Origin of the sequence: Emticicia soli (assembly GCF_037860775.1) — a bacterium.
GTDB classification, from domain to species: Bacteria; Bacteroidota; Bacteroidia; order Cytophagales; family Spirosomataceae; genus Emticicia; species Emticicia soli.
Genome location: NZ_JBBEWC010000011.1, coordinates 100,946 through 121,863, shown reverse-complemented (window position 1 = coordinate 121,863; position 20,918 = coordinate 100,946). Strand labels below are relative to the sequence as shown.

At 37.6% G+C, this 20,918-nt stretch carries 20 protein-coding genes and 1 tRNA gene; 12 read left to right on the top strand and 9 right to left on the bottom strand.

What is annotated here, in order from left to right:
• Position 1: 1 nt before the first annotated feature.
• Together WAE64_RS18250 and surE are read right to left on the bottom strand one after the other, a co-directional pair.
• Positions 2 to 1,564, bottom strand: a complete 1,563-nt coding sequence (locus tag WAE64_RS18250) for a GH3 family acyl-acid amido synthetase (protein WP_340239047.1) — start codon at positions 1,562 to 1,564, stop codon at positions 2 to 4.
• 114 nt (positions 1,565 to 1,678) lie between these two features.
• Positions 1,679 to 2,446, bottom strand: a complete 768-nt coding sequence (gene surE, locus WAE64_RS18245; protein WP_340239045.1) for a 5'/3'-nucleotidase SurE — start codon at positions 2,444 to 2,446, stop codon at positions 1,679 to 1,681.
• 129 nt (positions 2,447 to 2,575) lie between these two features.
• Between surE and WAE64_RS18240 the strand changes: the two genes are divergently transcribed.
• Positions 2,576 to 3,085, top strand: a complete 510-nt coding sequence (locus WAE64_RS18240; protein WP_340239043.1) for a GNAT family N-acetyltransferase — start codon at positions 2,576 to 2,578, stop codon at positions 3,083 to 3,085.
• Here WAE64_RS18240 and WAE64_RS18235 read toward each other — a convergent pair.
• Both WAE64_RS18235 and trhO read right to left on the bottom strand, forming a co-directional pair.
• Positions 3,080 to 3,634 carry a YdeI/OmpD-associated family protein gene (locus tag WAE64_RS18235; RefSeq protein ID WP_340239041.1) on the bottom strand — a complete coding sequence of 185 codons (555 nt, stop codon included), beginning with the start codon at positions 3,632 to 3,634 and terminating at the stop codon, positions 3,080 to 3,082. The genes WAE64_RS18240 and WAE64_RS18235 overlap by 6 nt on opposite strands.
• A gap of 88 nt (positions 3,635 to 3,722) precedes the next feature.
• Positions 3,723 to 4,763, bottom strand: coding sequence for an oxygen-dependent tRNA uridine(34) hydroxylase TrhO (trhO, locus tag WAE64_RS18230; protein WP_340239039.1), 1,041 nt, complete (start codon positions 4,761 to 4,763; stop codon positions 3,723 to 3,725).
• A 138-nt stretch (positions 4,764 to 4,901) separates the two neighbouring features.
• Between trhO and WAE64_RS18225 the strand changes: the two genes are divergently transcribed.
• Positions 4,902 to 5,546 carry a deoxynucleoside kinase gene (locus WAE64_RS18225; RefSeq protein ID WP_340239038.1) on the top strand — a complete coding sequence of 215 codons (645 nt, stop codon included), beginning with the start codon at positions 4,902 to 4,904 and terminating at the stop codon, positions 5,544 to 5,546.
• Positions 5,547 to 5,579: 33 nt separating this feature from the next.
• On the opposite strand, the gene WAE64_RS18220 is transcribed toward WAE64_RS18225, so the two are convergent.
• The gene (locus WAE64_RS18220; RefSeq protein ID WP_340239036.1) at positions 5,580 to 7,052 is read right to left on the bottom strand and encodes an LptF/LptG family permease; all 1,473 of its coding nucleotides are present in this window, start codon (positions 7,050 to 7,052) and stop codon (positions 5,580 to 5,582) included.
• A gap of 78 nt (positions 7,053 to 7,130) precedes the next feature.
• A complete protein-coding gene (locus WAE64_RS18215; RefSeq protein ID WP_340239034.1) occupies positions 7,131 to 7,514 on the bottom strand; it encodes an START-like domain-containing protein in 384 nt (127 codons plus the stop codon).
• A gap of 203 nt (positions 7,515 to 7,717) precedes the next feature.
• On the opposite strand from WAE64_RS18215, the gene WAE64_RS18210 reads away from it, so the two are divergent.
• Positions 7,718 to 7,791, top strand: a tRNA-Met gene (locus WAE64_RS18210).
• A 173-nt stretch (positions 7,792 to 7,964) separates the two neighbouring features.
• On the opposite strand, the gene WAE64_RS18205 is transcribed toward WAE64_RS18210, so the two are convergent.
• Positions 7,965 to 8,801 (bottom strand): ceramidase domain-containing protein, encoded by an 837-nt coding sequence (locus tag WAE64_RS18205; protein WP_340239032.1) that lies wholly within the window; start codon positions 8,799 to 8,801, stop codon positions 7,965 to 7,967.
• A gap of 97 nt (positions 8,802 to 8,898) precedes the next feature.
• On the opposite strand from WAE64_RS18205, the gene WAE64_RS18200 reads away from it, so the two are divergent.
• Together WAE64_RS18200 and WAE64_RS18195 are read left to right on the top strand one after the other, a co-directional pair.
• Positions 8,899 to 9,168 (top strand): helix-turn-helix domain-containing protein, encoded by a 270-nt coding sequence (locus tag WAE64_RS18200; protein WP_340239031.1) that lies wholly within the window; start codon positions 8,899 to 8,901, stop codon positions 9,166 to 9,168.
• Between the two features lie 2 nt (positions 9,169 to 9,170).
• Positions 9,171 to 9,437, top strand: a complete 267-nt coding sequence (locus WAE64_RS18195; RefSeq protein WP_340239030.1) for a hypothetical protein — start codon at positions 9,171 to 9,173, stop codon at positions 9,435 to 9,437.
• A gap of 9 nt (positions 9,438 to 9,446) precedes the next feature.
• On the opposite strand, the gene WAE64_RS18190 is transcribed toward WAE64_RS18195, so the two are convergent.
• Entirely contained in the window at positions 9,447 to 10,286 is an 840-nt protein-coding gene (locus WAE64_RS18190) for a hypothetical protein (protein WP_340239027.1), read from the bottom strand.
• A gap of 60 nt (positions 10,287 to 10,346) precedes the next feature.
• Between WAE64_RS18190 and WAE64_RS18185 the strand changes: the two genes are divergently transcribed.
• From WAE64_RS18185 to WAE64_RS18155, 7 genes are all read left to right on the top strand, one after another.
• The gene (locus WAE64_RS18185) at positions 10,347 to 11,000 is read left to right on the top strand and encodes a hypothetical protein (RefSeq protein ID WP_340239025.1); all 654 of its coding nucleotides are present in this window, start codon (positions 10,347 to 10,349) and stop codon (positions 10,998 to 11,000) included.
• An 83-nt stretch (positions 11,001 to 11,083) separates the two neighbouring features.
• The gene (locus tag WAE64_RS18180) at positions 11,084 to 12,574 is read left to right on the top strand and encodes a type IV secretory system conjugative DNA transfer family protein (RefSeq protein ID WP_340239023.1); all 1,491 of its coding nucleotides are present in this window, start codon (positions 11,084 to 11,086) and stop codon (positions 12,572 to 12,574) included.
• Between the two features lie 15 nt (positions 12,575 to 12,589).
• Positions 12,590 to 13,450, top strand: coding sequence for a hypothetical protein (locus tag WAE64_RS18175; RefSeq protein ID WP_340239021.1), 861 nt, complete (start codon positions 12,590 to 12,592; stop codon positions 13,448 to 13,450).
• A gap of 169 nt (positions 13,451 to 13,619) precedes the next feature.
• Positions 13,620 to 16,373 (top strand): MobF family relaxase, encoded by a 2,754-nt coding sequence (gene mobF, locus WAE64_RS18170; RefSeq protein ID WP_340239019.1) that lies wholly within the window; start codon positions 13,620 to 13,622, stop codon positions 16,371 to 16,373.
• On the top strand, positions 16,357 to 16,746 hold the full coding sequence (locus WAE64_RS18165; RefSeq protein ID WP_340239017.1) for a hypothetical protein: 390 nt from the start codon (positions 16,357 to 16,359) through the stop codon (positions 16,744 to 16,746). Before mobF ends, WAE64_RS18165 begins: the two co-directional genes overlap by 17 nt.
• A 947-nt stretch (positions 16,747 to 17,693) precedes the next feature.
• The gene (locus WAE64_RS18160) at positions 17,694 to 19,337 is read left to right on the top strand and encodes a hypothetical protein (protein WP_340239016.1); all 1,644 of its coding nucleotides are present in this window, start codon (positions 17,694 to 17,696) and stop codon (positions 19,335 to 19,337) included.
• Positions 19,338 to 19,347: 10 nt separating this feature from the next.
• Positions 19,348 to 19,800 (top strand): hypothetical protein, encoded by a 453-nt coding sequence (locus WAE64_RS18155; protein ID WP_340239015.1) that lies wholly within the window; start codon positions 19,348 to 19,350, stop codon positions 19,798 to 19,800.
• Between the two features lie 98 nt (positions 19,801 to 19,898).
• Here the strand turns inward: WAE64_RS18155 and WAE64_RS18150 are convergent, their stop codons facing one another.
• Positions 19,899 to 20,786 (bottom strand): ArdC family protein, encoded by an 888-nt coding sequence (locus WAE64_RS18150; RefSeq protein WP_340239013.1) that lies wholly within the window; start codon positions 20,784 to 20,786, stop codon positions 19,899 to 19,901.
• Positions 20,787 to 20,918: the final 132 nt, after the last annotated feature.

The following is a 20,918-nucleotide window of genomic DNA, read 5'->3' as shown; positions in this document are numbered from 1 at the left end:
ATCAAATCCCAACCTTATCATAATTCTTCTTCAAAAAATCTTCCCATTCATCAACTAGTTTTCCTTTCAAAACTCGTGGGAACTTATGTTGTCCTCCTTCTTTACCTTTCATCTTCATCCAGTCATAAAAAGCTTTTGTTGGTAATGCTCGTAAGAAAACATTCTTTAGGGCATGGCCTCTTTCAACGGCATAATCGTCGTTCAACTCACAAAGTTTTTTGTCTATTAATTCGCACAATTGTTTTTCGTCAACTTTATCATCGGTAGCTACATACCATTGATGCGCAAATAAAGGCGGATGTTTAATGCCAAGTACTGTAAACTCACGAATATCGATTCCTAAATCTTTAGACACCAATTCAATGGCATTGTTCATGTTATCGACCGAAAGGTGTTCTCCACACAAGCTCAGAAAATGCTTGGTTCTACCCGTAATTTTTATTTCGGCTCTGGCTTTGTTAGTAAACTTAACGGTGTCGCCAATTAAATAACGCCAAGCACCTGCACAGGTTGAAATCAACAAGGCATAATCAATATCTTCTTCTACCTGATGAACCATCAGTGTCTGGGGTTTGGCAACCACATTGCCATCTTCATCAAAGTTATTCTCATTGAAAGGAATAAATTCAAAGAAAATTCCTTGATTAAGTACCAATCTCAAGTGCCCATCTGGTCGGTCTTGATAAGCCAGGAAACCCTCAGAAGCCATGTAGGTTTCTATATAAATTACAGGCTTTCCGAAAAGTTTTTCCAAACCTTGCTTGTATGGCTCTAAAGAAACACCACCCCATGCAAAAGCAGTAAGATTAGGCCACAATTCATGTATATTCTTAAGATTATAGCGCTTAATAATTTTTTCCAGCAATATAGTATGCCAGGCAGGTACTCCGGCTAAAAAGCCAATATCCCAGTATTTGGCGTTTTCTGTAATCTCTTCAAGTTTATTACCCCAGTTACGTTCGGCAGCAATTTTTTGACCCGGTTTATAAAAATTCTGAAACCAGAATGGGAGCGTGCCTGTAGTGATACCACTCAAATCTCCTTCATAATGAGAATCTACCTCGTTAAGGGCTGTGCTGCCACCAAGCATTAGGTATCCGGTTTCATAAATATTAGAGGGTAATGTATTATAATGCCCTAGTGCTATAATCTGATTAATACTTGTGCGCTGAATAGCCTTAATCATGTCTTTGGTAACCGGAATCGCCTTCGATGCCGCATCTGATGTACCTGAGCTAAGGGCAAAATACTTTATTTTCCCTGGCCAGCATACATTTTTTTCTCCATTACGGGCTTTATGCCACCATTCGTCATAAATCTTATTGTAATCGTAGATAGGTACAAGTTCCTGAAACTTTTTATAGAAATCATTACCTTTTTCAAAAATGGCTGTACTTAATATTTCTTCAAAATGATATTTTTCTCCAAACTGTGTATATCGTGCTTTTGCGACTAATTTTGTAAAAGCTTTTTTCTGCCACTTCTGCGGTTTAACTTTTCTTATTTTTTGAATTGTACTCGTAAACTTGATGCCTCCTTTTAATAAACTTCCTAAGACTGCCATAATATCTATAAATTGGTTAGTATGTGAAGTGTAAACAGTAAATAATTTTAGTCAGCGATAAAAATCGCTGACTAAAATTGTAAAATAAAACAGATAAATCCTATCTTAATAGACTTACAACTTCCACTTTTTTAATGTTTTAATCTCTGGGTACGCTGTTCTATCAATCTGAACGGGAACAATAGCTGTATAATTGTTATTCATAGCCCAAATGTCTGTATCCTGGCTTTCAGGCTCACGGTTTACAAAATCTCCGCCCATCCAGAAATAAGGTCGACCGTGTAAATCTTGTCTGGCATCAAACTCTTCCCTCCAATAGCCATTGGTTTGGCGGCATATTTTTATGCCTTGAATAGGCTTATCTGATTTGGCCGGAAAATTTACATTTAGTGCCGTATGAGGAGGAATGCCATTTTTTAATGATTTCTCCACAATTCTTTTCAAATGACGTTTTACGTGTCTGAAATCGGCGTCGTATTTAAAATCATCTAATGAAAAACCAATGGCCGGAATTCCCTCAATTGCTGCCTCAACAGCCGCCGACATTGTGCCTGAGTAAAGCACCGATACTGAGGCATTCATACCGTGGTTAATACCGCTTACTACCAAATCAATTTTTCGGCCTCTTAAAAAATGGTGTTTAGCTAGTTTTACACAATCAGCAGGCGTGCCAGAGCACTCATAAGCTTCAATATCCTTAAAAATCTTCGATTTTTTTATATGTATAGTAGTATCAACACTAATTGCATGACCCATTCCAGAATTTGGACTGTCTGGTGCTACAACAAACACATCTCCAAGGGTTTTTACTACATCAATTAAAACAGAAATACCTTTTGAGGTTATACCATCATCGTTAGTTACTAAAATAAGTGGTTTCATATTGTTTTTTAGTGATTTTCGTACTCACATGTATAAAAAAAGGTGTTATCTAAAGACTGAAATTTTTATGCAAATTAACAAAATGTTATGTAAGCAGAGTTTATATTTGCAAAGAAAATTCTCTGACACATGAACCTGACCTACCGACTAGCTACTGCAGAAGACATTGCTATTATTCGTGAAATTGCTGAACAGACCTGGTTTGCCACTTACGAACCCATTTTGGGCAAGCAACAACCCCAATATATGTTCGATTTGATTTATAGCTCCGAAGGGCTAGAAGAGCAACTTTGTGCAGGGCAAGTATTTACGTTACAATATGCTAGCAATGGAGATGATGAAGCTGTTCCTGTAGCTTTTGCTTCTTACTCAATCAAACAAGAGCCGGAAAAAATTTATAAACTCAATAAAATCTATTTGAATCCTGATCTTCAGGGTGGGGGTTTAGGTAAAAAACTTTTGATTGAAGTTGAAAGACAAGTAAAAGAGGTAGGAGGGGAGTGGCTCGACCTCAATGTAAACCGATACAACAAAGCAAAAGATTTTTATGAAAGAATGGGTTTTGAAATAATAGCCGAAGAAGATATTCCAATCGGCGAATATTTTATGAATGATTATGTAATGCGCAAAAAACTATAGTCGTTTACCTTCTTCGCTGGCAATTATTAATTTTTCTAACCTCGACATTTGGGTTGTTTCCTGCTTTGCCGTAACAACCCATTTGGTTAATACTCTTTTATAGTAGGGTGCTTGTTTCTGGAAAAATTCCCATGCTTTTGTGTTTGCACTAAAAATGCCTTCTAACATTGGGGTGAAATGCATCTCTACTATTTCGTGAGTATAACCACTCGATTTATGGTGTTTATGCTTTTCAAATGCAAGTATGCCTTCGGGCATTACCAGGCCAAGCGGAATCATTTCTTCCATTTTTTTTATGTTTACAGCACTCCAGACACTTGTTGGTCTGCGTGGAGTAAAGCGTATGCTATAACTTTCGTCATCAATCGTTCTACGGATACCATCGATCCAGCCAAAGCATAAAGCTTCATCAACTGATTGAGACCAGCTCATACTTGGCTTACCTGAACCTACCTTATAAAAGCCTACAAGTAATTCTTTCTCAGTTTTATAATTTTCCTCAAACCATTTTCTGAAATCAGCTTGTTCGGCAAAGAATGTTGGTGTCATATAGTTTTAAAAATGTTACATAAAAATACAAAAAAATACCTCAAATCAAGCCAATAACCTGATTTGAGGTATTCATTAACTGGTAATATTATAATCCTAAATCTTCTACAATATGTAGATGCTTGGTGTTCTTTCTGGTTCTTAGAGCTATCTCAGGTTTGTAGCCTTCGGTTGTTTTGGCATAATAACCTGTGCCTGTATATATACGTTTTCTTGGGTTTTCTTTGCAGGTAACCGAACAAGCACCTTCTAGCTCCCAACCGCATTTTTCACAGATAGCCACGTGTTCGTTACAGTCCGGATTAGCACAATTTACCATTCTATCTGAAGTAGTACCACAAACATGACATTTCGAGATTACCTCAGGGTTAACGGTGTTTACTTGAGTAGTTAAACGGTTATCGAAAACATAGCATTTGCCATCAAAATTTTCTCCACCTTCTTCTAAGCCGTATTTTATAATACCACCGTGCAGCTGATAAACATCAGTAAAACCTTGCGAAAGTAAGTATGCACTTGCTTTTTCGCACTTGATACCACCTGTGCAGTAAGTTATGATTTTTTTATCCTTCAGGTGCTCAATTTCTTTTACATGGTCTGGTAATTCACGGAGGTTTTCCATATCAAAAGTAATGGCACCTTTGAATTTGCCGACTGAGTGCTCATAATTAGAGCGCATATCAACCAAAACTACATTTGGGTCGTTTTGGATAATTTCTCTAAATTCTTTAGGCTCAAGGTGTTTACCAGTTTGCTCAAGCGGATTCACAGGTAGTTCTGAATGAACTATTTCTTTCTTGATTCTTACATACAATTTTGTAAAAGCGTGAGTTTGGTGGTTTTCAACTTTGAAGTCCACCTTTGCAAAACGTGGGTCTGATTTTACCCAGGCCATGTATTTTTCGCAATCCTCAATCAGACCTGAAACCGTACCGTTTAGTCCTTCGGGAGCCACAATTATGCGGCCAAGCAAATTGTTGTCGATACAATATTGGTGATGTATGTCGCGATACTCAACCGGATTTTCGATAGGTGAGTATATATAATAAAGTAATACGGAGTATTTACCTTTTGGGGCAGTAGTTGCCTCGTTTGTGATGTTTTGTGTTGTTGTTTCTTCTTTATGCATAATTATAATCCAATATTTCAAGGCGCAGACTTGATTTGAACACTGCAAAATTACAAAAGTTATTTTTGATGTTCTATGATTTTAGTCATTTTAGCAGTTATTTTGGAAAAATTTTACCAAATAAAATTAATTGAGTAAATGCATATTGCGATTACAGGGAATATTGGCGCAGGGAAAACTACATTAGCAGCAAAATTGGCAGAACATTATGGTTGGGAAGTGCTTTATGAATCAGTAGAGGGAAATCCATATTTGCCTCCTTTTTATGAAGATATGGAAAAATGGGCATTCCATTTACAGATTTTTTTTCTCAATAGCCGTTTTGAGCAGGTTTTAAAGATAAAAAGTTTGACTGAAGATAAAACTATTATTCAAGACCGTTCAATTTATGAGGATGCCTATATATTTGCCCGAAACTTGTATGAGTCTGGGAAATTCAATGAGGTAGATTACCAGACATACCGCAGTATGTTTAATACAATCACGCAGGCTATCAGCCATCCTGACCTTATGATTTATCTGAGAGCTGATTTACCAAAACTACAAAGACAAATAAATAAGCGTAATCGGGATTTTGAAAGAAATATAGACCCTGATTATTTAATCAAATTAAATGTTTTGTATGAAGACTTTGTGAACCTTTATACACACGGCAAATTATTGATTATTGATGTAAACGACCTTGACTACGCCGAAAATGAAAGCGATTTTAACGGCATTGTAGCGCTGATTGAAAAGCATATCAACGTAGGTACGCAGTTGGAAATAAATTCCTTGCTTTAAGAAAAAAGACCTAAAACAAGTGCCTGATGTTTTTCAGGCTGTTTGTAATGGGTCTTTTTTCTTAAATTTAGATTTAATGAAAGTTTTGAGTTTATCGAAATAAACATCATATATATCGCTATCGAACAAACGAGCATCGTTGGTTGCTTTATATAAGAAGTAAATTCCAAATCCAAGTAAAACAGCGTCAGGCATCCAGACTCCTACAAGCACATACCAGATACTCTCTTTTGCGTATTTATCGCCCAATTGCATTAAAACGTACATCAATATAAAGAAGGTTATAGAAAGCAAAACAGGCATGCCGAAACCTCCTTTTTTGATGATTGAACCCAAAGACGAGCCTATCAGGAACATAACAAAGCAAGCAAATGCCATTGTAAACTTATGCCATAGCTCTACTTCTGATTTATTGGCATCTTTAATTTTACCTTTTTCAATCTCCAGATTGGTTTTGTAATGGTCTTGAATGCTTTTAGCTTGCATAAATGCCGTTTCGAACGATTCCATCGTTTTAGATTCCTCGTGTAGCGGTTTCATGCGTTCATCAACCCATTTACCAGGTAAAATAACAATTTTACTAGCTGTATCTTTAATGATTTTTTTCAAATGGTGCGTGTAGAACTGGTCCATTGAGCCAATCTGCACTTTTTTAGCTTGCGCAATCTCTCTGTGTATTGAATCTACCTGCCTTGATAGTGCAGGAACATCTTTCATGTATTCGTGATATTTAAACTGTGACTCATCGGTTCTTTTCATTCCGAATGACTCTAATGGAAAAACTAGTCGGTTTTGTTTGAATGAATTCTTTACAAATTGCGTATCGTTATAACTTCCACCTGACGTGTTTTTGTAATCCATGTAATTAACACCATTAAAGAGCTCAAAAACCAGATAACTGTTATCGAGCATGGTATACATCTTGCCCGAGTCGGCAATGGTAACATTTATGTTTCCTTCGTTTGTTGTGTGGTTGTATATTGTTACACCTTTCAGTGTTTTTCCGTCGGGGTATTTTTGCTGTACTTTTATTTTATAGCCGGGTAATTCGCCATAAAAAATTCCCTCTTTTATGTTAAGTGTGACTTTTGTTGTTTTGACATCATATAATAAGCTATAGCCTTTCAGGTTAGCCCACGGACTAACTTTATTGTTAAACCAGAAAGAAAAAATACTTACGCCAAAAGCAAAAATCAATGTTGGAAGCAAAACTCTCGAAATTGGTATTCCGGAAGCCTTAATGGCTGTTAGTTCTGAATGTTCTCCCAGATTTCCGAAGCACATCAACGATGCAAGCAATGTAGCCAGTGGTAGAGAGATGGGTACAGTAATAAGCGAAAAATAGACGAAGAGTTTGGCAAAAACATCATAGCCTAAGTCTTTACCAACAAAATCGTTGAAGTAAAGCATTAGGAAACGCATTAAAAAAATAAAAACTACCACGCAGGTAGTTAATATAAAAGGTCCAATAAAAGACTTTATAACTAAAAAATCGATTTTCTTCATTAAAGACATAAATGATTGCCCTCACAAAATTCTTAAATGAATTTTGTATGTACAAGTCTATTAAGCATATTTAACAAATTACCCACCTACAATCTCACGCAACTTATCGACCATGCCATCCCACATATCTTCTAATTCGCTCTCATCCTGATTATCTGAATAATCAATTATTTTAAAGAAAGTAGCATTGGTTAATTCACTTTGCTCTAATTTGAATTCCACGTAATTGCCTTTTTGCTCATCGTTAAGAAAATCAAATTTAGTTGCTTTGTTCATTCTCTGAGAACTGAGGCGTGCCGGATGGCTCTCGTTGTCCCAGATAAAATCAAAATTCCCGTCATTCACATATTTAACTTTCGATGCGAACCACTGTTGCAAACCTGGAGGAGTGCTTATGTATTGATATAAGACTTTAGGTGATGCCTTAAATTCGTACTCCCGTGTAAACTTAAATTTTCCCATATCAGAAAGTGTTATTAATCACACATACCCAATCATATTTAGTATGAATGAATGATTATTTTAAGAATTTATATAAATTTTCCTTAAAATTCAGTTTGGTGAATTTTATTTTTTGCAATGTAAGAAAACTTTCCCTATTTTTGCAACATAATATTAAGGACGAGGGCATAATAGCTTAAACTTTTTATATTTTTACATACTTTGGCGGGGTAGCTCAGATGGTTAGAGCGTAGGATTCATAACCCTAAGGTCGGCAGTTCGATCCTGCTCCCCGCTACACTGATAATCAGGCAGTTACGTGTAAAAACGGAGCTGCCTTTTTTGTTTGGTACAACATAGGTACAACAATTTTGTATTTACTTTTATTCTTTCGACCGCAATTCCATGCATCAATTAACTGCTTCATTTTTTAAGATTTTCTCTAAAAAAATCTTAGAATAAGTTTTTTCATTACTTATTGATTCTTATTGATTTACCGAATCTAAAAAAAGCATAGCTGTAAAAACTACTCAAGGCAGTTAAAAAATGCCATAAAGCATGTCCCTGATATAAGGAGTGAGGGTCGCATCCTTTTTTCTGTACATCTAAGGCGCGGATTTTAATAGCTACAATAATCAATAAAAAACTCAGGATTGCTAAGATAATAGAACGCTCAGTTCTGAATTGAAAATAATTGACCACGTTTATGAGTGTTAATAGTAAAATCATTGCAGGTAATAAAACCGAACTTGAAACCAATAAAGCAATTTTAAAAAATACTAGTATAAATAAGACCAATGCTCCAACCCAAAGGTATTTAGCTGTATCAGATAAGTGTATCTTGTGAAAAACATGGTAAATGCCAATACTTAATAAAGTAATTGAAACGCCGTAAGTTCCATTCATATCTACTCTTTGCCCTGTAAATGTAAGAGAGGCATGAAAAAACGCACTGCCAAAACAAAGATAGATAAAGTATATTCCCAATAATACCGACAACAACGGGAATTGTTCCATTCTGTTCAGCGATTTTTTATTCTTATTTTTATAATCTTCCTTTCCAATCAGTATAATTAGCACTCCAAAAAAGAAATAGGAGAGATTTGAGTAGGTATTCATGGGTTGGTGAAAAAACTTGTTCACATTATTGAACTCACAATACTCACCAGTAATTGCAGACTTACTAGTAGTCATGCCATCCCAGAAATGTGGAGACAAAAGTTGATTGAGGATTATCCAGACCAATAGCATTCCTACTGTAAAAAATGCAGATTTAATTAATAACTTATAAAGTATGTGTTTTGACATGATATAAATATAGATAAAGTTCTTATGTTATTTTTTCTTCGGTATTTTTCTTTTTTAAATTAATAAAAATTCATAGGTTCGTGAAAAATATTATTCTATGCAAGTTATCTGTCTTGAGGAAGATGCGTTTTATACTTTGGTCGAACAAGTTGTTGCCAGATTAAAGAAAGAACATACTAAAGAGAAAGCCAAATGGATTTCTGACGAAGAAGCAATGCAACTCTTGAGCATCAAATCAAAAACTACTTTGCAAAAACTTCGTGACGAGGGTAAAATTCGCTTTTCTCAACCTCAGCCTAGAATAATTCTTTATGATACAGACTCTATCAATCAATATCTTGAGAGAAACGCAAGAGAAACATTTTAGCTATGGAAGAAACAACGCAAATAGACCCGGACTTTCTAAAAGGATTTAATGATGGCTATATCATAGCTCAGTATGAACCAGAATTAGCCGAAAAACTTTCAAAAATTGAAGCGGTAAGCCCAAGAATTGTTGGTATACAACAAGGACGTGAACAATTGCTAAAAGAACAATTGAAAACTAAATTACCCAATTGGCTAAAAGATAACTCGACTCGTGATAAGAGTAAGCAATTATCAAAAGACCAGAATAGGGATATAGAAAAAGATTGATAAATAAATCTATTCTTTATCCGGAGACTTATCCTTATTATCTTTTGAAGAATTGTCTTTATCAAAATTTCTATAAACAGGCTTGTGGAATTTAAGCTGATAATTCTGAGAGCCTGGTACTGAAAAAGAGTCTTTTTCTATTGTATTAGATTTCTCATTAGGATTATCCTTTTCTGCAATTTTAGCTTCTTGTATCTTCTGTTGTTCTCTTTTCTGCTGAATGAGTGATAAGGAATAATCATTCTTTGCCGGTAATTTGTCTTTTTCAGCATTATTTGTTAAATCTCCTTGATTTTCAGTAAAGGGATCAAGCCATTCTCCCTTTACGCCTCTATTTTTTTTATCATCCGTAACTGCCTTATCTTCATTAGCCTGACTCTCACGATTTTCACTGGGGGAATTAAGCTGTTCTCCTTTTACCTCTATTTGCGTTTTATCTTCAGTAATTCCCTTATCTTCGTTTGGCGTTCTATTTTCATACTTTTCCGGATACACTTTCTGATCCAATACATCTATTACACGTTTGGCTGTCTCAGGGTCAACTTCATGTTCATCAAAAACCCTTTGCATTCTTCCATAAGTTTTTTCTCTGGAAGCGTTCATTTCCTTTTCTGCCACTTTCATATTTTTATGGTAGTAGTTTACAGTCGCTTCTTTATTTAAAAAATCTGCATGGAAAAAACTCACATTTTTTAATTCTGCCTGTGATTTTTCCAACTCAAGTTTGTTGTACTCGTACATTTTAGTTGATTCCTGGAGTTTTTTAATCTCTGGTGCGAGTTCCTCTTCAAAAGATTCAAATGGTGGAGGAAACAAGGGTTCTTTTTTGTCTTTGTCTTCTTTGTCCATAAATAACTTGACTTTTAATGATTATGCCAATATAATAAATATTGTTTTTCGGAGCAAATTATGAGTGCTGAGCAAAAAGAATATTTTCATAGCGGCTATTTGAGCCAACTAGACCCTGACTTTGGGTATGGTTATGAAGAACCACTGACTTGGGAGAGTCTATCTCTTCAGGCAAAGGTTTATCCTGAACTTGCTAATCAAACTTTATGGCTTATTGAAAAACGCTTGGGATATATCCCCAGACTATCTACGACAATTCTCTATGAACCGACGTTAAGAATACACTATCATGATTATCTGTTTGGGAAAATTTCTCTTGAGCAATTACATGATAGGACAGATAAACTACTCAAACTTATGCGGGAATGGGATTTTAAATATGAAAGTAAATTATTTGACCTGCCCAATACCTATAAGCACTATAGTGAGTACTATCTGCCCTATATGCATGCAGCACGTACAAGGATTGCTCAATGCCTAGGCTATCAACCTGATGCTGCCTATTCTCTAGCTGCCGAACTCTGGTTAGCGTATGAAATGGCTAAAAAAGAGATTCAATTTTCTGATAAATGTTTAACTCCATATGACTATCGGGCAATCACAAGTATCAGATACAGAGAAATTTTACTCGAAGCAGGTGAAACTGCTGCGAATGAAGCACCCTTATTAGGCTTGAGTTTCTTGATTGAGTCAGGTCTATTTGCCGAAAAATAAATTTTCAGTCCTTTAAATAAAAATGCTACAAAAGATTTGTATATTTGATTGACAATCTTTGCCTGACTAAACCTAAGCTTTGTATGACTGACTTTGACTTAGATAAAGCCCTTATTGAATTTTCTTCTCAGACAAATAGCGGAAACTGGACTATTCGCCATGCTGTGGAGGGCGTACAGATTTTCGGAGGCATAGGCTCCGGAAAGTCAAGTGGTTCCGGTCGAACCTTAGCATTAAAATACCTGAAAGCAGGCTTTGGCGGATTAGTCCTGACTGTAAAGCCTGATGAAAAAGAAGAATGGCAATCTTACTGCAAACTGGCAGGTCGGGAAAAAGACCTGCTAGTGCTTGAGCCTGGTGGAGAGTACCATTTCAATTTTCTACAATACGAAGCAAGACAATCTACCCAATCCATTACTGAAAATATCGTTCAAGTCCTGAAAACAGTAATCAGAGCCGGAGAGGAAAAAGGCGGCAAAAGTGATGACCCTTTCTGGGAAACTGCTTTAGATATGCTGATTTTTAATGTGATAGATTTATGCATGCTGGCCTATGGTGAACTATCCATCCAAACACTTTACGACATTGTACAAACCATTCCCAAAGCTGATGAGAATCTGGAGGGTGCAGAAAGTAAACCCTACCATCAGGCATTTCAAAAAGCCAGAGCAAATGTCGATCAGCTAGTAGAACAATGGTACGTTTCTTTATCAGCAGAGCAACATGCATTGATGGATGAAAAAGGAACATTAGTTTATGAACTTGAAAACGCTGTTCCACAGGCACGCTTATATAATTTTGTTCTACAGTTCTTCCAAGAGAATTTTATTACCCTCAGTGAAAAGACCCGTTCTATCATTGATTTCACCTTTTCGGGTTTTTTATTTCGGCTCTTGAGAGAACCCATTTATTCTATGTTTTGCCGCTATGATTCAAACTTTACGCCACAAGACAGTTTATCCGGCAAAATCATTCTGATCAATCTTCCTGTCAAGGTTTACCAAAAGGTTGGCAGAGACTGTCAGATATTGTTCAAATACATCTGGCAACGTGCCATGGAAAAACGTGCTGTTGCAGATAATCCTCGCCCTTTGTTCTTATGGGCAGATGAAGCACAGAACTTTTTACATGAACATGATGCAGACTATCAGGCAACTGCCAGAAGCAGCCGCATCTCAACTGTGTATATTTCTCAGAATTTACCCAATTACTATGCCTGCATGGGTGGACAAAAAGCCGAATACCGGGTCAAGAGTTTTCTAGGTACTTTAGGGACAAAAATCTTTCATGCCAATGCAGACATAGAAACCAATAAATATGCCTCAGAACTGATTGGCGATGCCTATTTTGAAGATGAGACAAGTAGTCATACCGTTGCTAAAGAATTTTCTCATACCCGTGGAAAATCCCTGAAACTGGAAAGAATGGTTCGACCGGAAGATTTTGTGCGATTGAAAACAGGAGGGAACGCAAATGAGGGTCGTGTGGAGGGTTATCTGCATCGGCAGGGCGACAGTGTGTATAAAGGACAGAACTTTGTAAAGATGACATTTAAACAGAATTATCAACCTTAAACACCTCTTTTTATCATGAAAAAGAACCTGTATTTCCGCTCGGTGTATAAAAGCACCGCAGCGTTGGAAGATGCTGTTGTCGGAGTGATCCTACGTGCCCGGGCTTTTCCCAGAACTTTGTTGGAAGTCTTTATTCGAAAGAACCTGGGAGAACGCTACTTCTCTATGAGCATCGCTATTATGTTAGTATTAGTCTTAGCCTATGTTCCTATTGGTTTGTTGCCTTACCTGAAAGCAATTTCACTTTTGGGGGAATCAACAGTCAGTAGTATGGGACAATTTAATTCCATGACTGATCTGAACACGCTCATAGAGCAACAGCAATTTCAGCATGGCGGGAGAAGATTTGATTGGGGAGATTTCTTTTTGCACGAATTGAGTTGGTATCTCTTTCTGGGTGCTTTCTTTTATATGTGCCTGCAAAGACAGAAAGAGATTAAACGCTTGCCCTCGGTTTTTGAGATGGGTCGAAGTAGTCTTGACCCCGGCGAGATTCATCCTCGGTTCTGGACTGTTGAGTGGAAAAACAGGAAGACTGATTTACGTATGATAGAGACAGTCCTGGAGCCTTTGTTCTTTTTCTTGATTGGGCTAGGGCTGATTTTTCTCCAACAAACGGTAGGTTATCTGATTGTGCTTAGCAGCTTTGGGTACTGGCTGAATTATAGATTGGCTTACTATCAGGGCGACCAGTTTATTATGGATACGATTGATGAAATGATATTTTCAGAGGAAAAAGCCACAGCCTTTATTCTGGATAAAGACCCTAAAGATACCCGAGGGGTAAGGTATTATGGTCGCAAACCTGCTGACCCGGACACCCGTAGAAAACTGGCTGAGACCTTTGAAGAAGAGGAAATGGTGGAGGTCAATTAGCTCCTAAGCTGTGCTTAGGGAAGATGTCTGATACAAAACAATCAACTACTAAGACCGATTCCCTGGCACAGCCCTCGCATACCTGTTCAGAGCTTCATTTTATACGAAGCTTAACAGGTAGCCGAATTATCTAAACAGTTCATCAGTACATGTATAAATCCGATGGTCTATGATACGGATGATACAAAGCAGTTCTGCCGCCCATGCCAAAGCCTATTTCAGAGATGCCCTTTCCAAGTCTGATTATTATGTAGATGATCAGGAATTACAAGGCAAGATACAAGGGCTTTTGGCAAAGCGTATAGGCATAAAGGGGCAGGTCACAAAAGACCTGTTCAATGACCTATGTGATAACATTCATCCACAGACCGGAAAGCCTTTAAGCCCTCGTACCAAAGACGACAGGACGGTCGGCTACGATATTAATTTTCATTGTCCGAAATCTGTTTCTATCCTGCATGTGCTCTCAAAAGACGAACATATTCTGGTGGCTTTTGAAAAGAGTGTCACAGAGACCATGCAGGACATTGAGCAGGACAGTAAGACAAGGGTGCGTACCAAAGGGCGAGACGAAGAGAGAGCTACGGGTGAGCTGCTATGGGTCGATTTTACCCATCAGACAGCCCGACCTGTGGATGAGTCCATGCCCGACCCGCATCTGCATGCGCATTGCTTTGTTTTCAATATTACCTGGGATGAAGAGGAAAAGCGGCTTAAGGCTTGTCAGTTCAGAGACATCAAAAGAGAAATGCCCTATTATCAGGTCCGTTTCCAGAAACGATTGGCAGATAATCTGATTAAAGAGGGTTATCAGATTAGGCCAACCAAGACCTCTTTTGAGGTTGTCGGTGTCCCGCAAAGAGTGATTGACCTTTTCTCCAAGAGAACCGATGAAATTGGTCGTGTAGCCAGAGAAAAAGGCATTACCGATGCAAGGGAGTTGGATGGTCTGGGCGCCAGAACCAGAAGCAAAAAACAAAAAGGCCATTCAATGGAAGAGTTGAAAGAAGAATGGCGCAGACAGATTCATGAACAGGCTGTAAAGGAGGGCGGAACAGAAAATCCGATTGTCCGTTATGCACCAAAGAAAGAAGAGAAATTGCTGAGTCCGTCAATATGTGTGGACTATGCCCTGCAACATTGTTTTGAAAGAGCTTCTGTTTATCAGGACAGAAGATTACTGGCTACTGCCTATCGGTATGGGATTGGACACGCAGCTGTTTCAGTCGAAGCAATTACCGAGCATTTCAAACAGGAAGACAGCCTGATTCATGTCAAGGAAAAAGGCAAAGTTATGACCACTACCCGACAGGTACTTTCAGAAGAACAAAGAATGGTCAGACTTGCCCAACAGGGGCAAGGCAAGTTGTGGCCGCTCTATCAAAAGCTGCCTGAGATCAAAGCTACAGGTCAACAGAAAGATGCCATTGTGCATATTCTAAATACAACCCATCGGGTCTCTATTGTGACGGGCAAAGCCGGAACAGGGAAAACTTCCACTTTACAGGAATTGGTTCCCTTAATTGAACAGACAGGCAAGACTGTAACCATGGTGGCTCCCTCAGCAGAAGCATCGAGAGGGATGCTCAGACAGGAGGGCTTTCGAGGGGCAGAAACAGTGGCCAAATTGCTGGCTGATAAAAAGATGCAGGAGAAGCTATTAGGGCAAGTACTGATTGTGGAAGAAGCAGGGATGCTAGGCACAAAGGATATGAGTGCACTATTGGAACTGACCAACAACCAGAATGCCCGATTGATTCTGGTAGGTGATACCCGCCAGCATGCCAGTGTGGTCAGAGGAGATGCTTTGCGGATTCTCAATACAGTAGGAGGGATCAAGACAGCCGAAATTAGTAAGGTTTATCGGGAACGGAATGAAAATTACAAAAAGGCAGTAGAGGATTTATCTATAGGCAATGTGCCGGGTGCTTTTGAAAAGCTTGATGAATTGGGAGCAATCCAAAGTATTGATCCGATGAAACCCTATGAAACATTGGTAAGTGATTATCTGGAGACCATCAAAAATAAAAAGACAGCCTTGGTGATTTCTCCAACGCATCAACAGAGTGATGAGGTAACTGATACCATCCGTAAAAAACTGAGAGCATCGGGTTTGCTGGGAAAAAGAGAATTAGCCGTTTCTCGATTGCAGAACATGAATCTGACAGAGGCACAGAAAAGCGACTGGAGGAATTTCAAAGAGGGACAGGTGATTCAGTTCAACCAAAACCTGAAAAATATTGCCAGAGGGAGTGTCTGGACAATCACTCAGAGTACAGCCCGAGGAACATTGATTCAGAATGAAGACAAACAAATTGTTGAGTTGCCAAAAGATTGCAGCAAAGATTATGAATTGTATGAGAAAAGCATGATTTCTCTGGCCAAGAATGATGTGATACGCATTACCCGCAATGGTTTTGATGAGCAAAAGAACCGGCTGAATAATGGACAAATGATGCAGGTGCTGAAAGTCAGCAAAGACGGTAAAATCAAACTGCGGAATATTGTAAGCAAAGCAGAATACGAGTTGGATAAGGATTTTGGCCACCTGACGCATGCCTATTGCATCACCTCACATGCTTCACAGGGGAAGACAGTAGATGAAGTATTTATTGCCCAACCGGCAGCGACTTTTCCGGCCACAGATGCCAAGCAGTTTTATGTGTCCGTCTCTCGTGGTCGGGAACGTGTAAGAATCTATACAGATGATAAAGCGCAATTGATGGACTACGCTTCACAATTGGGAGACAGACAATCAGCCATCGAGTTAGTGCGTCGGAAAACACTCGATGCTGTTATCATAGAGCAACATATCCGGGAGAAAAGTAGCAAAGATGTGCTTTCGCCCAATCAACGCAACAAAGTGAAAGAGAACAAGTATCCACGATCTAAACCAGACAGAGATTATGAGCCAAGGATATAAACTCCGGTTTGATCAGATGCGGGAAAATGACCCGACACAAACTGAGCAAAATGAGACTACTGAAAATCAGGACTATTATCAGCAGTCAGGCTCGACTCGAAACCTTTGTCTGGTCTGGCCGGATGGGAAAAGAGCATTTTATAACTATTCCTATCTTGTTTCAGTAGCATTTGATCCGGGCGAAGATAAGAATGTGATTACCCTTTGCTTTTCGAGTGATGTGATAAAGATTCAAGGGTTTCTATTAGAACCTTTGTTCATGGCTTTATTTGAACACCTGCCTCGGATTATTACTGCAACGGACGAGCGATATGCTACTGGTGAAGAAAGCCTTGTTACCAACATACTCATAGAGAATAAAGACAATGGCTAAAGGAAAAAGGATTGCTAAGATAAAATACTAAATAGAAAGAGGCTGGACAGAAGAAACTGTCCAGCCTTAAATTTATTCAGCTTTAGTTTTTCTCTTGCGGAGAACATACTGTCCATTGGGACTGACATGATCAATGGAGAGGTTAAAACCCTGATTATCTTTGTGAGTCCAGGCAGCTCCTACTTGAAGCCAGCTAGTTTCATTAGAATCAGCTTTGGTGCTGGTGATGTACACGGTATGAGTTGGACGTTGTTTGGAAGTGGTTTCGTTTGTATTTGTCATCAGCAAATCTCCTTTGTTTGTTGTTGATGATGGCAGCAAAAAAGGCTCAGAAAGCGGTGGTAGCTCCCCGAGTGACAAAAAATCGATGCTTGCGTCTATTTTTTGTCAGGAGTCGCTTGCGAGCTTTTTTATTTATAAAAAAGAGGGATAAGCGTAAGCACAGCGTTTGAGCCAGGCTGACATTATTCAATCACCGATAAACAAAAGGGGGATTTTTTAGAAACACATAAAATGTAGCCGTTAAATAACAATGTTCCCGTAAAATAAATAAATCTTGTACGTATATTGTAGCTATATTTTTATTAAACATATCTTTATTAGGTGAATTTTAAAAGGATCTTTTGCAGTGCTAAAAAAATTATTGTTACAGAAAACATATCCTTTCTAATTGGGTCAAGATTGGCCTAATATAATTTGACTACGTTTAGCATTACTGCTTCTTTTAAAACTGATTCAATTTTATTAATTGAATCAGCATGTACTTTTTTAATATTATTTAGTAAATTCTAAAACAATCTTTGTGAAGATTATGAAACATCCCGCTGTGAAAATGTTGAGCATTTTTTCGAGTAAATTATGCTTGACCTTTAGTTGTATATGCTTTTTTTGAGTAAAAATTTTGCCAAAGTTCTTCTGACCATTTAATACAATTAATAATTACTTCTATGAAAAATTTTAGACTTATAACATCTATTGTTATTCTTTTTTTTGCATTTGCATGTGACAAACAATTTATCGAAAACGAAAAAATAGCATTAAATCCTACAAAACCCGAATCATCTGCCCAATTTTCTGGACTAAGAGAAGAGGCTAGTCAAATCAATGATCAGTTCATGGTTTTAGGCAGGAAACTCAAAAATCCGTACACTATTGAAAACATGAAAAAAGCATTGGAAAATATTAATGCTAACCGCCCAGATAAACTTCAATTAAATATTAAACCAAACTATTTGTATGTACGTTTTTTGCCAAAAAATGAGGAGGAATACGCTTTATTAAATAGAGATAAAAATCTTGAGTTATATAATTATCCTCTTGACTACGAAATAGTTAAACGGGGGAACTCCTATCGCGATTCAAGCATTAAAGATGGGTCTTTTTCATGGAAATATGCGGCGGTGAAAGTCGAATACGATTTTCCAAAAATTCAACATGAAATTTTATCGGAATTATATCTACCGGATAAGGACGATGAGTTAAAAAATAAATACAGTAATCTTATAGATGTATTAGATAATGAAGCCCTTAGGTTAAGTGATAATTTACCCGAGAAAAAACTGAAAAACACCAAAGTAGCATCATGGATACCTAATGGGCAGATTCAAATGTTTGATGATGTAAAAAACATGAATGTTCCGATAAAGGGGTGCAAGGTTAGGACTAGAAGATGGTTTTCTACTGAAAGTACTCTGACTGACAATTGGGGTTATTATAATATTGGTGTTAGCTATAATAATCCTGCTAATCATGAAATTTTATGGTCTAGAGCAGATTTTGATATATTAAATTCAGATCTTGATATAGCTGTATTTAATGGTCCAGAACAATCAACTCCATGGAGTTTGGTTATAATAAGTGGTAAATCAAGGCTATATGCGGTAACTCACAGGGCTGCTTATGAATATTATTATAATAACTTCACTTTAACTACCCCAGGTTATACAAGGCTTTCGGTAAGAGATGAAAATGAGCAAAACTATAGACCAGGTTTATCAAATCAATTTAACCCAGGAGGCTTTAAAATAAAAATATGGACAAAAATTGACGATGCTAATAATAATAATCTTGGCTATCGATATAGAAGTTGTTTAGAAACATTTGGCACGGTTATTCATGAACTAGGTCATAATGTCCACTACCTCATTAATACAACAGGCTATAATTTTGGCAGTTCTGCTGTGGCAGAATCTTGGGGTGAGGGAGTAAAATGGCATTTTACTTCAATAGAATACGGGAAGTGTGGAGATGCGGTATTTGTCGGATCTAGTCCTTCGTCGCCGTTAGCTTATTCAGATCCAACAAATTTTACTGACAATTTTCAGCGGAGATTTGATGCACCATATTATATTTCTCAAAGCCTGTCACCAATAGATTATACACCTATCGTTATTGATTTAATTGACAATTTTAATCAAGAAACTTCGTTTGGAGCAATGTATGCAAATGATAATGTATCGGGTTATTCTATTGTCGAATTCCAACAAGCAATCAGATATAATGATACTTGGGGTACTGTAAGAGACTATTTAACAAGTCATAGTAGTAATCCTCAAACTGCGGCAGTAAATATACTTTTTAGTCAATGGTAAATAAAAGCGCATGAAAACGAAATTTTTAATTCTCCTGATAATCTGCACTGCTATTTCTGAATCTTGTGTAGGGCCTAAAACCTGTCGGTATTCTTTGACATTTACAAACAATTCTAGCAATGAAATTGAATTTGGGTGGTATTATCGCAGCACCAAAACAGGTGAAACAGTAAAGCTCAAACGTAAAGAATCTATAGATTTTGATTTCTGGACAGATGAAAATCCGCAAAAGTTCTTTCCACAAACAGCTGATTCTATTATCGTAAAAATGGCTAATGGAAAAAGAGTAATAGAAACTAAGAAGTGTGAAGCATGGGGAGTAGATACTGCCACTTGTAATCCTGAAGTACGAAGTTTCTTTAATCCCAAAGCATACATTGGATATAAAGATGGTAAACACAACAAAAATTGTGGTGGTCTTGAATATCTGTTCTCTGATGAAGATGCAAAAAGAGGGATATAATTAAATTAGAATTATAATTCTAATAGAGTATTTAAAAGTGGCTAAACATAAAAGAGAATGCACACATTCTCTTTTATGTTTTATCAAAATTCTTATTGTCAGGTTTGGATATTATGTTGAAAGCTATGAAGAAATTCAGTGGCTTTCTGAGCATAAGCCGCAGCAGAGAAAATTAGCTTTTTATCATCTTGTAATGCTTTCAACCATGATTGAATGTACGCGGCATGTTTTTCTTCCGGCATGGGTTCAAAGCCTAAATCAGCGGCCAGAAAACAAGCACCAATTTCAGCTACTAATTCTTCTTTGGCATAGCCTTCATCTCCCCAATGTTTGCGGCCAAAATCACGGTTAAGGCGTGTGGGGTGTTTTGTCCAATGGGTGATTTCATGTGCTAAGACTGAATAATAATCTTTGGCTGCTTCAAAACTTTCAATCGGTGGCATGTCCACATAATCATCCATTGAATAGTAAGCAGCTTTAGAACCTGTCCGAATATCTGCTTTGGTTTGAGTGAAGAATTTGTCCAGTTCCTCTATGCGCTGTGGTGAATTGTTTGGTACTTGTTCAGCCAATTCATAGAAATGCTGAGGTAAACCATCAATCTGACTAGCATTAAAAACTGTGTAGGATTTCAAAAAGGGAATCTGAATAATCTGTTTTTCACCATCTTTATCTTCTTCCTCTTTAAGCATTTGTTCTGCATAAATGACCTGTGAACCTTTTTCACCTTTACGGATAGATGCCTTTAGATTTATAGCCTGATTAAAAGTCATCCAGTGAGGCAAAGCATATCCTTTTTCGGCTGCTGTTGCCCATAGAACAACCGTGTTGATGCCTGTATAAGGAATATTATTCCAACGCAAAGGGCGTTGAACATTCTGTGCCAGATGCTCACTATTCCATGGTTTTCGCCAGGTTAGTTCGCCTTTTTCAAGATCAGCAATAATTTTATTGGTGATGCGGGTGTATGTGTCATTAGAAGTCATGAGTTAATCTCTTTATTCAATGGTGGATGATGGAAGCAGAAAAGGCTTGGATGGAGGTGATAGCTCCCCGAACAAACACAAATCGATGCTCGCGTCTATTTGTGTTTGAGAGCCGCAGGTTTTACGCAGTAA